The organism is Methanobrevibacter olleyae (assembly GCF_900114585.1).
GTDB lineage: Archaea > Methanobacteriota > Methanobacteria > Methanobacteriales > Methanobacteriaceae > Methanobrevibacter > Methanobrevibacter olleyae.
The window spans coordinates 1-13,234 of sequence record NZ_FOTL01000017.1; the positions used below are offsets into that span (position 1 = coordinate 1).

General features: G+C 25.8%; 12 protein-coding genes. 9 read left to right on the forward strand and 3 right to left on the reverse strand.

Translation table 11 applies throughout. The annotated features are described in order from the left end of the window. From BM020_RS05615 to BM020_RS05625, 3 genes are all read left to right on the forward strand, one after another. The coding region (locus BM020_RS05615) for a hypothetical protein (RefSeq protein ID WP_074798543.1) at positions 1–297 on the forward strand (297 nt) is incomplete at its 5' end. Between the two features lie 284 nt (positions 298–581). Then, positions 582–1,286, forward strand: a complete 705-nt coding sequence (locus BM020_RS05620) for an ABC transporter ATP-binding protein (RefSeq protein ID WP_067148333.1) — start codon at positions 582–584, stop codon at positions 1,284–1,286. A gap of 175 nt (positions 1,287–1,461) precedes the next feature. After that, positions 1,462–3,756 carry an ABC transporter permease gene (locus BM020_RS05625; RefSeq protein ID WP_234970522.1) on the forward strand — a complete coding sequence of 765 codons (2,295 nt, stop codon included), beginning with the start codon at positions 1,462–1,464 and terminating at the stop codon, positions 3,754–3,756. A 151-nt stretch (positions 3,757–3,907) separates the two neighbouring features. Here the strand turns inward: BM020_RS05625 and BM020_RS05630 are convergent, their stop codons facing one another. Next, on the reverse strand, positions 3,908–5,044 hold the full coding sequence (locus BM020_RS05630; RefSeq protein ID WP_067148337.1) for a hypothetical protein: 1,137 nt from the start codon (positions 5,042–5,044) through the stop codon (positions 3,908–3,910). A gap of 71 nt (positions 5,045–5,115) precedes the next feature. Further along, positions 5,116–6,144 carry a hypothetical protein gene (locus BM020_RS05635; protein ID WP_067148340.1) on the reverse strand — a complete coding sequence of 343 codons (1,029 nt, stop codon included), beginning with the start codon at positions 6,142–6,144 and terminating at the stop codon, positions 5,116–5,118. A 450-nt stretch (positions 6,145–6,594) separates the two neighbouring features. Between BM020_RS05635 and BM020_RS05640 the strand changes: the two genes are divergently transcribed. The 6 genes from BM020_RS05640 to amrS all read left to right on the forward strand — a co-directional run bounded on the left by BM020_RS05640 (position 6,595) and on the right by amrS (position 11,989). After that, positions 6,595–6,993: a Zn-ribbon domain-containing OB-fold protein gene (locus tag BM020_RS05640; RefSeq protein WP_067148344.1), complete on the forward strand. Its 399-nt coding sequence runs from the start codon at positions 6,595–6,597 to the stop codon at positions 6,991–6,993. 396 nt (positions 6,994–7,389) lie between these two features. Beyond that, positions 7,390–8,334: a sirohydrochlorin nickelochelatase gene (gene cfbA, locus BM020_RS05645; RefSeq protein WP_067148347.1), complete on the forward strand. Its 945-nt coding sequence runs from the start codon at positions 7,390–7,392 to the stop codon at positions 8,332–8,334. 167 nt (positions 8,335–8,501) lie between these two features. Further along, positions 8,502–8,966 carry a nucleoside deaminase gene (locus BM020_RS05650; RefSeq protein ID WP_067148350.1) on the forward strand — a complete coding sequence of 155 codons (465 nt, stop codon included), beginning with the start codon at positions 8,502–8,504 and terminating at the stop codon, positions 8,964–8,966. Between the two features lie 82 nt (positions 8,967–9,048). Next, a complete protein-coding gene (locus BM020_RS05655; RefSeq protein ID WP_074798545.1) occupies positions 9,049–9,516 on the forward strand; it encodes a GNAT family N-acetyltransferase in 468 nt (155 codons plus the stop codon). Positions 9,517–9,657: 141 nt separating this feature from the next. Further along, positions 9,658–10,899 carry a thiamine-phosphate kinase gene (locus tag BM020_RS05660; protein ID WP_067148356.1) on the forward strand — a complete coding sequence of 414 codons (1,242 nt, stop codon included), beginning with the start codon at positions 9,658–9,660 and terminating at the stop codon, positions 10,897–10,899. Positions 10,900–10,933: 34 nt separating this feature from the next. Then, on the forward strand, positions 10,934–11,989 hold the full coding sequence (gene amrS, locus BM020_RS05665) for an AmmeMemoRadiSam system radical SAM enzyme (RefSeq protein WP_074798548.1): 1,056 nt from the start codon (positions 10,934–10,936) through the stop codon (positions 11,987–11,989). Here the strand turns inward: amrS and BM020_RS05670 are convergent. Continuing rightward, positions 11,979–13,172 (reverse strand): CDP-glycerol glycerophosphotransferase family protein, encoded by a 1,194-nt coding sequence (locus BM020_RS05670; protein WP_067148358.1) that lies wholly within the window; start codon positions 13,170–13,172, stop codon positions 11,979–11,981. The two genes, amrS and BM020_RS05670, sit on opposite strands and share 11 nt — an antisense overlap. Between the last annotated feature and the right edge of the window lie 62 nt (positions 13,173–13,234).

Below are 13,234 nucleotides of genomic sequence, written 5' to 3' on the forward strand. Positions count from 1 at the left end.
GAAGCTGAAAAAGAATTACAAGGTTTAATTTATCGTAAAAATGAATTTCATAATGTTATTTATGAAATTATAAGAAAATTTATTGTTTCTAGGTATAAAAGCTTTATTTATCATTTAAAAGATAAGAAAATTGAGAGAACAACTAATAAGCTTGAAAATGCTTTTCAAAAAACTATGCCTAAATCAAGAAAAAGAACTTTTAAGACTATTCGTGGTGTTTTAAAGAGAATTTATCGCAGAGATTTGATTTGGAATGAAAATCGAAAACTTAATCAAGTTCATCAACAAAGTTTTTGAAAGAGCCATATTTTGATATACCTAAATATTTATATAATTAAAAATATATAATATATTTAGTGAAATGTTTATTATTTTTAAGTTATATATAAAATAAACAAACAATTAGAGAAGTATTTCTTTTGTTTTTTTAAAATTGTTTTTTATTTAAGTCTATTTAATTTGGATTTATGGATTAATTTTATAATATTCTTTTTAAATCCAAATTAATTGTTCTGAAAATATTTTTTATAAATAATCTTATTGATTATATTTCAAATCATTTTAAATTAGTGAGGGCTAATATGTCAGCAATGATAGAGTTTCAAAATGTCTCTCGTGAGTATAGAACTGGAGACCATGTATTAAAAGCATTAGATAATTTAAGTCTTAAAATAGATAAAGGTGAATTCGTTGTGATTTTAGGGCCATCTGGTGCTGGAAAGTCTACTTTATTGAATCTCCTTGGTGGATTAGATACAGCTACAAGTGGAAAAATAATAGTGGATGGAGAAAATATTGTTGATTATGGTGATAAAGCTTTAACAAAATACAGAGCTAAAAGTGTAGGTTTTATATTTCAATTTTATAACTTAATTCCTAATTTAACAGCATGTGAAAATGTAGAGTTGATGAAGGATATAACCGATATTGATATTTATGGTGGGAAAATATTGGAAGCAGTTGGCCTAAGAGGGCACGATAACAAATTTCCTGCTCAATTATCTGGTGGAGAGCAACAAAGAGTTTCTATTGCAAGGGCTTTAGCAAAAGAGCCTGCAATGTTATTATGTGATGAACCTACTGGTGCACTTGATTCTAATACTGGAGTTTTAATCCTTTCATTATTACAAAATATGTGTCATGAAAAAAATACCACTGTTGTTATTGTAACACACAACTCAAAATTAGCTGATGCAGCTGATAAGTTGATTAAAATTAAAAATGGACAAATTGAAGAAGTTACAATCAATGAAAATCCTTCAGATGTAAATGAGATAAAATGGTAGAATTATTTAATTATCTAAATGAGATAAAATGGTAGAATTATTTAATTATGTAAATGAGATAAATGGTAGAACTATTTAATTTTTTAAATTATTTAATAATTTTTTAATTTGCCAGTTATGGCATATTTTATTTTTCAATGGTATCGATATACTTTCTTATTTAAAAAGGGATAATATGAAAATCTTACTTAAAAAAATGTTACGTGATTTTAAAGATCATAAGATTCAATTTCTCTCTATCTTTTTAATGGCTTTTTTAGGTGTCTTTGCATTTACAGGTATAAGTGGTGAAGTAGTAGGATTGTCTGATGTTTCAAGTCATTATTACGAAGATACTAATCTTGCTGATGGATGGGTATATGGAGAAGATTTAGATAATGATACCTTTGAGAATATAAAAAATATGGAAGAAATTAAAGATGCCGAGCGAGAGATGGTAGTAAATACGGTTGCTAATTATTCTTCAGATCCTGATATTACTTTACATATTCTTGAGGGAAAGCAAAAAATATCTAAATTTTATCTTTTTAAAGGAAAAGATTTTGATGAAAATGATAAAGATGGAATTTGGATAGATAAGAGATTTGCAGATGCACGTGATTTAGATATTGGAGATAGAATCACCTTAAAATTTGATGGAAAAAAAGTATCTAAAACAATTAGAGGTATTGTATTTTCTCCAGAATATGTTTACTACATTCAAGAAGGTAGCCTATTACCTGATTTTAAACAGGTAGGTTATGCTTATATCTCATCAAAAGCAGCTAATTTTGATGTTGAATATAATACAATTACATTAGATTCCTATGAGGAGCTTGAGGAAAAAGACTTTAAATCTGATTTATATGAACTTATGCCTAGATCAAAATTTGTTCAGTTTTTACATCGTGATAATAATATTGGTGTAAAAACATTAAATGAAGAAATAAATCAACATCAAATGTTTTCAGGAGTATTTCCTATAATATTTGTACTTGTTGCACTTTTAACATTACTTACCACTATGTCTAGACTTATTTCTTCTCAAAGAACTCAAATTGGCGCTTTAAAAGCTATGGGATATAGTAATAAGTCAATTATTTATCATTATCTTTTATATGGTTTCTTCTTATCATTAACAGGTTCTATTTTAGGACTTATTATTGGGCCTATGACAATACCTCGGCTATTCTATCCAAGTATGTCTTTAATGTATTCACTTCCACATTGGGGACCAGCATGGAATTTGACTTTCTTTGTTGTAGCTGCATTAATGGTAATATTTTCAGTAGCAGTAACATTTATCTCTGTTAAAAGTATCAGTGATGAAAATCCTGCAGATTCAATTAAACCTAAAGCTCCAAAGCCAGTTAGCTCAGATTTTATAGAAAAAACAAAGATTTGGGAAAAATTAAGTTTTAATGAACGATGGAATTATAGAGATGCAAAAAGAAATAAAGTAAGAGCTATAATGAGCATTTTTGGTGTATTTGCTTGTGCACTTCTTATTATCTCTGCATTTGGTATGTATGATTCAATGAATGATGTAAAAGACTGGCAGTATGAACAAATTTATCAATATAGTTCAAAATTACTTTTAAATGAAAACATTACAGATTCACAATTAGACTACCTTTTAGATGAAACTAATGGTGAAGGAATAATGGAAGAGGCTATTGAATTAAAGTATAAAGGCAATAAAAAAACAGGAACGCTAACAGTTTTAAATGAATCAGAATTATATAAAACAACAGATATTAATAGAAATTATATTCAACTTGACCCTAATGGAATAGCTATTTCTGATAGGATGGCTGAAATTTTAGGTTTAGAAATAGGCGATAAAGTAAGATGGCATGTTGTTGGCAATCCTAAATGGATTGATTCTGAAATCACTGAAACTTATTCAATTCCATTTGGTCAAGGAATTATGATGTCTCCTAAAGTTTATGAAAAAGTAGGGGGAGATGATTATAATTATAGTACAAACACTATTTTAACTAAAGAGAATATAAGTAAAAACTACACTGGTGTAGATAGTATTTCAACTAGAGAAGATATTGTTAGTGGCTGGGATAGCATTACAGAAGCTATGAATTTAATGGTTTTTGTTCTTATATTCTTTGCAATCGTCTTAGCAGTTGTAGTATTATATAATTTAGGTTTATTATCATTTACTGAAATTCAAAGGGAATTAGCAACATTAAAAGTTCTTGGATTTAATTCAAGAAGTTTAAGAAGACTCCTACTCACTCAAAATCTATGGTTCTCAACTATTGGTTTTATACTATCTATTCCAGGAGCTTATCTTTTAATGATTATTATGATGGGTTCAGCTGGTGAAGATTATTATTTCCCAATCAATATTTATTTATGGAACCTTCTTCTTAGTTTTATTCTAACCTTTGGACTTTCTGTAATTGTTAATTTAATGTTTTCAAGAAAGATTAAAAAAGTAAATATGGTTGAATCTTTAAAAAGCAATGAGTAACTTTCAAGCTTTTTGAGCTTATCTCTTAAAAACCTTGATTGAAATTTTTTCATCAGTTGACTATTTCTTAATAATCAAGAAAAATTTTATTTTATCTTTTTTAATTTTTTATTTATATCTCATTTTTAGTAGAAAATTAACTTTTAATTTTTTATTTATATCTCATTTTTAGTAGAAAATTAACTTCCTGGGATTTAAAATAATCATATTTTAACTCATCATTTGCTATTAGATTATTAGTCATATTCTTTGGAATAGCTACTAAAACAGTCTTAAAATCATTTATATTATTTTTAGGTGTATTAAAATGTATAGAGTATATCTCGTTAGATGAATTTTCTAAATCTTCTCTAAAAAATGGATTTAAATCAATTATCTCTTGATTTAATCTTTCTTTATTGTTATTTGTTCTATTTAAACTTTCTAAAATCCAATAAGAATTAGAGTTTTTTATACTCTCATCACTTAGTAAATAAAAATCATATTCTTCTAATGATTTTTTATAAACTCTAAAATTTTTACATAGCCAAAAAGTTCTTATATCACTAGTGTGATTAGTTAAATTTGGATTAGTATCATGATTACATATCTCATCTCTTTTATAATCATCTCTAAATAGTTCGTAGTCATTAAAATTATACACCACAAAATTAGAATAAAAATCACATTTAACTGTTCTATTTACCACTATGATGTTTCCCTCCTCATTATTTTCATCACCAAAATTATTATCAAAGCCATAACCCATTGTAATAGGTCTTATTTTATTATTCAAGGGATAAATAGCTATTGAACTTTTAAAACTGTTATTAAAGAGATTAGTAGTAATCAATTGATTATAATTATTCTTTATTTTGATTAATTTATTATAAGAAATTGTATTAGTAATTACTTTCTCATCATTTGAACTTTTGCTATAAAACTGGTTGTTTTCTATCTTTTTATTCTTTATAGCAAGACCTGGGATAATATTTGATGATACAATTCCATTATTTAAGTTTTCATTCTCTTCCCAATTTTCTGGATTTCCAGGATTATTTAATAGATAATCACAAGTTTTAATACTGATATCTTCAAGTGATGAAAACTCTTCTTCACTTAATACTTTTTCATTTAAATCATCACTTAAATTAGATATTATTCCCAATATAAAAACAAGTAATATAATCGAAATTAGAAGTTCAGTTGAATATAAAAGGCCAGATTTATCTTTAATTAAATCCTCTATGATTTTCTTTTCTCTTACACTATCACCAATAGTTAAGTCTATATTTTTCTTTTCTCTCATACTATCACAATAGCTGATTCTATATTTTTCTTTTCTCTTACACTATCACCAATAGTTAATCATACCAATCTTTAATATCCGCTCATTCCATACTTTAGTTTATGGCCATGTGGGTCAAGATATAAAATCTCATTTAAACCCTCCTCACTATAATAGATGACTTCCACTCCAGGATAGATATCATCACTAAAAATTACATGATCACTACCACAAGCAGATACAAGATTAGTTTCATTTGTTTTTTGAGGATTTATAAATGTTTCAAAGCCATAATGCTCACATCCACTTTTACCTTCAAGTCTACATAAATAACATGCTCCATCTCTACTTTCATGATAATATCCATTATCTCTACAATTTTTCATCACTTTTCCATTATCATCTCCATGATGCTTGTAGGGGTCATAAGGGCATTTTTTTACAATAAAAGGAGAGCTTGCATTAATATAATAGGAATAATTTTCTACCTCATTTACTCGTAAGAATTCAGATAAAGAATTTCCATAATTATATGATGTTTCATTATAACTAATGCCGTAATAGTTTTTACAGTATAATAAAGGTATAGGATCTTTTAAATTGATACAATCAACATCATCTGAAGCTATATTTTCAAATGAATACTCTCCCTTTACACTTGAAATGTAGCTTTTAAATTTGTAAGAGAAGGGATTACTTGTATTTTCAATAGATACTATATAAGAATTGATATAAACATTATAATTTTCCCAATACTCCTGATTTTTAACTCTTAACTTTTCATCAATCATTTCCTTTAAATCCCTTTTTGAATCTATACAGGCTCTTCTATTTTTAATCACTTCTTCACTTAATTCCTTTAAAGCTTCACGTTCTATAAGTGGAATATTTCTAATATAATCATTCATTATGTACTGGTACTGACTTGATGAAATATCCTCTTTGTTTTCATTCATTTGATTTATTGCAGTATTTAAAACAACTACTGATAATATTAAAAAGCTAATAAGAACCAAACTGCTTATTATAATTGAAATGTTTCCATTCTCATCATTAATAAAATCCTTTGATATTAATTTTTCATTCTCGTTATTTTTATTTTTTTTATATTTAATTTTCATTAATTGCTTTATTATTAAAAATACTATTTAAAAGTTTCTCAATTTTAATTTAAATTATTTTAAATCATTATAATTTGATAAAAAGATTAAATTTTCCTATTTGATTTAACTTTTCATTTTGATTATAATATTGTTGATATTAGAAAAATTAAATAAAAGAGAAAAATTAATACAATTATAATGACAATTATAAAAAATTTTACCTGATTAAAAAAATAAAGAATAAAAAACTTTATTTAGTAAAGTAAAAAGTAAAATACATTTTTAAACTTAAAACTTATTATATATGAATTATAAATAAATCATTATTATAAATTAAAGATATATTTATAAACTAAAAGATTAATAAATAAATAAAAATAGAAAAAAGTTTTAATCAAACTTTTTATAGAAGCGTGGAAAAATTATTATAAATCATTGTTAATGCTTATATTTATTAGGAGGAATTTCATGTCTGATATTGTAAGAACTTGGCGTCATATCCAACAAAGATATAACCTTGTTGGATCTAAATGTACTACTTGTGGTCAAATATTCTTCCCACAAAGAGTAATATGTCCTGATTGTAGAAGAAAAGGAAATATTGAAGATATTCAATTTTCTGGAAAAGGAAAAATATTTACTTATTCTGTAATTAGAACTCCAACTTCTGATTTCAAAAAAATAGCTCCTTATGCTGTAGCTATTATTGAGCTCGAAGAAGGTGCAAAAATAACTGCACAAATTGTTGATGCAGATGTTGATGATATTCAAATTGGAGACCCTGTAGAGATGGTCTTTAGAAAAATCCGCGAAGATGGCTCTGATGGTGTAATTTCATATGGATTTAAATTCAAAATTTTAAAATAAATTAAAAGTTTTATAAAATAGCTTTTTGCTATTTTATTTTTTTATTGATTATTAGTAATACTTTTCTTATAATTTTTATTAATAATTTATTACTTTTATATTAATTTTTAGTTAATTTTAATAATTATTAAGAAAGTTTATTAATTATTAAGGAATAATTAATACTATAAGAGAATTTAACTAAAATCTATAAGGATTTTTATAATTTTATAATATTTAAATCAAATTTAAATTTTAAATTTTTTCTAATTTGAGGAATATTATTTATATAAATTTTAGATTCTTTCTAAGTTAAGGGATATTATTTATATAAATTTTAGATTTATTTAAACTTAGAAAATATTAATTAAATTATAAATTTCTAAACTATTCAATTAAATTAAATATGTGATTATTATGAGTTATGAAGATACTGCTGTTTTATTATTAAGTCATGGAAGTAGTCTCCCATATGCAGAAGAAGTGTTTAAAGATATTTGTGCTAAATTTAAAACAAAAACAGAATTTGATGCTGAAGTCGGTTATATGAAAGTAGCTAAACCAAGTTTACCAGAAGCTATTAATATATTAAAAGAACGCAATCCTAATTTAAAACGTATTATAGCTACTCCTGTATTTTTAGCTGCTGGGATTCATACTAATATTGACATTCCGATTATACTTGGTCTTGAACCTAAAGAAATTGACCCAAGACAACCTGATGGCAATTATCCAGAAAGCCATTATTTATACGGCCTTGAAGAAGTTGATTTTAATGGTGAACTTAAATTAATCGATGCTATAGGTCCTAATCCAAGACTCATAGAAATCATTAACAAGAGAATAGCTACTGCACTTGAAGATTCAGAACTTGACGAGATGGCTAAAACTGCAGTTTTACTTGTATCTCATGGTAGTAGATTAAATTATAATAAAGAGTTTATTTCTAGTGTTTTCAAGCAATTTGAAGTTCAAACTGACTATCCATCTGACTTTGGATTTATGGAACTTGTAGAACCTAATATTCCAAGTTCAATCAACAAACTAGTTAAAGAAAATGAAGTGGATAGATTGGTTCTTGTTCCTGTATTTATTGCTCCTGGTGTTCACACTACAAGAGACATTCCAACAATCTTAGGCCTTATTGAAGATGATGGTACTGGCCATCACCATCACAACCACAGTCACAGTCATAGTCACTCTCATAATCATGAAGATAGCCATGACCATGGACATCATCACCATCATGACCATGGTGATGTAAAGATGGAATTTGAAGGAGAAATATTATATCCTGAACCAATTTGTGATGATGATATTTTAATTGAAATATTAGAATCTATGGTTAAAGATGCTCTTTAATCTAAGCTTTTTGAAGATTGCCTCAAACCTTAAGTAAAATTCTTTCTAATATTTTGGGGCTAGTTTATCTTTTTTTAGGTTTTTTATTTTTATAATTTTACTCAATTTTAGTAAAGTTCTTATTTTTCTTTTTTTAAATATAATATTAAAACTATTTGAGGTATTTTATGCATCAAAAATTTATAAAAGAAGCAATTAAAGAGGCTGAAAAATCATTATCTGAAGGTGGAATTCCTATTGGTGCAGTTCTTGTAAAAGATAATGAAATTATATCTAGAGGCCATAATAGAATTATTCAAGATAATTCACTTATTCTTCATGGTGAAATGGATGCTATTGAAAATGCAAAAAATCTAAGTCATGAAGATTATAGAAAATCTACTCTTTATACAACTCTTTCTCCTTGTCCAATGTGTTCTGGCGCTATTATACTTTACAATATTCCAAAAGTAGTTATTGGAGATAATACCACTCTTATGGGTGCTGAAAACCTTTTAAAAGATAATGGTGTAGAGTTAATTCTCCTTAATGACTTAAGATGTAAAGAGCTATTTGAAAACTTTGTAAAAGACAATCCTGGTCTTTGGGAGAGGGAACTTGCTAAGGTAGGAAATACTACTGAATTAAAATAATGCTATAAAAAACTAAATGTTAAATAATCTTTAAATAACAATCTTATCAATTTCAAACAATCATTACTGAATAGGTGGAAATATGGAAACTGTTCTAACAAATGAAAAGGATGAAAGATTTATAGAACTTACAAAAGAATTAGATAAGGAATATTTTCAAATTTATGGTGATATAGCATTAGAATACCAAGAATATAATGATTTAAAAGATCCTCATATTGTTTTACTTCTTTTAAATTGGACAAGACCAATAGCTTGTGCTAGCTATAAATTATTTGACAAAGATACTATAGAAATTAAAAGAGTTTATGTAAAGAGAAGATATCGTAGGAGAGGTATTGCTTATAAACTTGTTAAACAACTTGAAAAATTGGCAATAGAGGAAAATTTCAAATATTCAATCATTGAAACGGGTAGTGAAAATTATTCAGCTATTAATTTATATAAAAAATTAGATTATGAAATAATCGATAATTTTGGCCAGTTTAAAGGTGATGATTTGTGTATTTGTATGAAAAAAGAGTTTAGAACTTTAATTCAAGCTTTTTGAGGCTTCGCCTCAAAAACCTTGACCAAAATTCTTTTAAATAGTTTTGTGATTTTTCTTTTTTTTAGTTTATAACTAAAACTATTTTTTATTTTTTCTAATTTAAGTATATTTTTTTATATTAAATAAAACAAATATTTTCATATGAAATCAACCTTAATAAAAGTCTCTGATGTTGGTGAAAAACAACTAATAGAAAGGATTATAGAAAAATCAAAGTCATGTTCTATTTTTAATACATCTGTTAATGACTATGATAATAATTTTAATGTTAATAGCTTTAAAATATCAATTGGAGACGATTCTGCATTGACAGAGATTAATTTAGATGAAAATAGCTATTTAGTTACATCATCTGATATGTTAATTCAATCTAGTCATTTTCCACAAGATATGACTTATTTCCAGATGGGATATAAAGTAGTTGTCGTTAATGTAAGTGACTTAGCTAGTATGGGTGCTGAAAATATTGGCTTTTTATTGAATATAGCTATTCCAAAAGATATGCTACTAGATGATTTTGATGATTTGATTTGCGGAGTTATAAGAGCCTGTGATAATTATGATATTCCACTTATAGGTGGAGATACTAATCAAGCAAATGAAATTATACTATCTGGAACAGCTGTTGGCCAAGTAGATAAAGATAAGGTCTTGATGAAGTATGGATTTAAACCAGGTGATTTAGTTTGCATTAGCGGAGAGTTAGGTCTTGCAGCACTTGGATTTGAATTATTAAAATTGAAAAATCAATTAAATAATAACCTTTTTGAAATGGTAGATATTGAAGAGAAGATAAAAACTGCATATGAAATAGATTCAAGCCTTTGTGACTTGGCTATTTTTAAAGCATTAAAAGTTGAAGCAAGATATAAAGAAGGCCATATCTTAAGAGATTATAATACAGAAAATAACAGAATCTCTACAACTGATATTACAGATGGCCTTGCTAGTGAATTTTATGAAATTTTAAACTCAGATAAAAAATACTGTAAATTTAATAATAAAAATAATAATCAAAATTTAGGTATTGATGATTTTAATAATGATTCTGATAATCGTGGTTTAGGTAGTGATAATTTTATTGATAATTCTAATAGTTTTTATTCTAAAGGAATTAGAATCTATGAAGATAAACTTCCAGTAGAAGATGAATTTAAGCAAATAGCTAATGTTTTAGACCTTAATTACCTGGATTTATTATTACATATAGGAGAGGATTTTGAACTTTTATTCACTATAAATACAGAATTAAAGGAGAAATTATTAAATGATTTAAGCTTCTATATAATTGGTGAAATTACTGATAAAAATACAGTTGAAATAGTACTCTCAAATGGAGATATAGAAAAAATAAGCTCTAGAGGTTATCAACATCTTAAATAATCAATTATGAATCTTTTTTTAATTAGGTGTTTTTATGTTATATGAATCTAAGTTTTATACCAAATTATATGATGAAAATTTTGATTTAAATAATAATCACAATAAGAATAAAAAAATAGTTCAATGTAATTTATGTGGAAAGATGTGTAAAATAGCAAGTAATAGCTATGGGTTTTGTAATAGTCAGAAAAACATTGATGGTAAGTTATATTCATGTAATTATCATAGAATAGCTAATTATCATATAGATCCAATTGAAAAGAAACCTTTGTATCATTTTTTACCTTGCTCATCTACCTTTTCAATTGGTGGTTTTGGATGTAATTTCTCATGTTTAAACTGTCAGAACTATATCTTATCAAGAAATTCCTATAATTTAAATAACTCAATTGAAATACTGCCAGAAACCATTGTTAAAAATGCTATTAATGAAGATTGTCTATCGATTTCTTGGACCTATAATGAACCTACCCCCTACTTTCACTTCGCCGAAGAAACTTCTCTACTTGCACATAGGAAAAATCTTAAAAATGTTTATGTAAGTAATGGCTATATGAGTGAAGAATCATTAGATGAAACCTTAAAATTTATTGATGCATTTAATATTGATTTAAAATTTTTCGATGATAGATTGTATAGAAAGATTTGCGGTGGAAAATTGGATATTGTGCTAGATAATTTAAAAACTATTTATGATGCAAAAAACAAGTATGGAACTCATTTAGAAATAAGCACTCTTTTAATCAATGATTTAAATACAAAAAAAGATCATATAAAGTCCATTTCTAATTTCATATTAGATGAATTAGGTCCTGAAGTTCCCCTTCACTTTTCAAGATTTTTTCCAATGTATAAAATGAATGATAAAAGTCCAACAAAGATTGAATATCTACTTAAAGCAAAGGAAATAGCTATTGATATGGGATTAGACTATGTTTATTTAGGAAATATGAAAGGTGATAAAAATACATATTGTCCTAATTGTGGTGAGATTTTAATAGAAAGAGAAAGATATTGTAATATGGATAAAAATAAAATAAAAGACAGTCATTGTATTAATTGTGGCTATAAATTGAATTTTATTCTTTAATTAGTTCAACAACTTTTTTCGATGCATTTCCATCATCAAATTGATTAAACTTTTCATTGAATTTCTTATATTTTTCACCATATTCTTCTCTATAACTATTGATGTTAAAATTTTTTATAATACTAATTAATTCTTCATTCTTTTCAACTTTTGGACCAGGTGCTTCTTTAAAAATATCAAAATAAAAGGATCTTATATTATTTGTATAATTATCTAAATCATATGTAAAGAAAATCATAGGTCTTTTTAATATAGCATAATCAAACATAACTGATGAATAATCAGTTATCATCATATCTGAAATTAAATAAAGCTCTTGAATATCCCATTCTGCATCACATTCAATAATAAAGTCTTTATATTCGCTCCAATCAATATCTTCTTTAACTAAATAATGGAATTTAACTATTATAATATATTCATCTTTAAAGTTTTCATACATCTTCTTAAAATCCATCTCTGTTGTGAACTTATATTCTCCTACTTTATTATACTGATTATCTCTCCAAGTGGGGGAATAAAGTATAATCTTCTTATCTTTAGGGATTTTCAATTTTGCTTTTATTTTTTCTAGATCTTCTTCATTATTTCTTTTAAATAAGATATCATTACGAGGATATCCAATTTCAAGTATTTCTCCTTTAAAATTAAAAGCTTTTTTAAATATCTTAGATGAGTGTTTATTTTGTGATAATAGATATTGCCAATCTTTAGTATTTTTTTCAAAATCTTCACGATATTTCTTAATATCTTTATTACCACTCATATCCATAACATCCATATCCAAAGCTAATTTTTTAAATGGAGTTCCATGCCATGTTTGAATATACTTTGTTTTTTTATTTTTTCTTAGATAATACAAATGCCGTGAGTCAAAAATCCAAACTCCACTTCTAAGAGTATAATATAAGTATTTAAAAAAAGATCTTTTAACTTTTATAGCATTTCCAGGTATTTCAATATTTGTATTTGTTAGTGACCATATACATTTAAATTCATCATCTAATCCTTGATTCACCATTTCTTCATAGATATATCTAGGGCTACCTGCGTAATTACGTCCACCACTTGATTCAAAAAGAATAATTTTTTCATTAGAAGGAATAATATATGATTCTAATATGTAAAAAGCTCTTACAGAGTATCTAACTATATCTTTGATGATTTTTTTAAAACTTATCATAATTATACCTTAATAGGATTTTATTATTTTTACTTTTTATCCTTCTAATTATACCTTAATAG

What these genes read in the sequence shown, in the direction of transcription:
- BM020_RS05650 (WP_067148350.1), top strand. Translation starts at nt 8,502, where the DNA reads ATGCATCAAAAATTTATAAAAGAAGCAATTAAAGAGGCTGAAAAATCA.
- BM020_RS05660 (WP_067148356.1), top strand. Translation starts at nt 9,658, where the DNA reads ATGAAATCAACCTTAATAAAAGTCTCTGATGTTGGTGAAAAACAACTA.
- BM020_RS05620 (WP_067148333.1), top strand. Translation starts at nt 582, where the DNA reads ATGTCAGCAATGATAGAGTTTCAAAATGTCTCTCGTGAGTATAGAACT.
- cfbA (WP_067148347.1), top strand. Translation starts at nt 7,390, where the DNA reads ATGAGTTATGAAGATACTGCTGTTTTATTATTAAGTCATGGAAGTAGT.
- BM020_RS05635 (WP_067148340.1), bottom strand. Translation starts at nt 6,144, where the DNA reads ATGAAAATTAAATATAAAAAAAATAAAAATAACGAGAATGAAAAATTA.
- BM020_RS05625 (WP_234970522.1), top strand. Translation starts at nt 1,462, where the DNA reads ATGAAAATCTTACTTAAAAAAATGTTACGTGATTTTAAAGATCATAAG.
- BM020_RS05655 (WP_074798545.1), top strand. Translation starts at nt 9,049, where the DNA reads ATGGAAACTGTTCTAACAAATGAAAAGGATGAAAGATTTATAGAACTT.
- BM020_RS05670 (WP_067148358.1), bottom strand. Translation starts at nt 13,172, where the DNA reads ATGATAAGTTTTAAAAAAATCATCAAAGATATAGTTAGATACTCTGTA.
- BM020_RS05640 (WP_067148344.1), top strand. Translation starts at nt 6,595, where the DNA reads ATGTCTGATATTGTAAGAACTTGGCGTCATATCCAACAAAGATATAAC.
- amrS (WP_074798548.1), top strand. Translation starts at nt 10,934, where the DNA reads ATGTTATATGAATCTAAGTTTTATACCAAATTATATGATGAAAATTTT.
- BM020_RS05630 (WP_067148337.1), bottom strand. Translation starts at nt 5,044, where the DNA reads ATGAGAGAAAAGAAAAATATAGACTTAACTATTGGTGATAGTGTAAGA.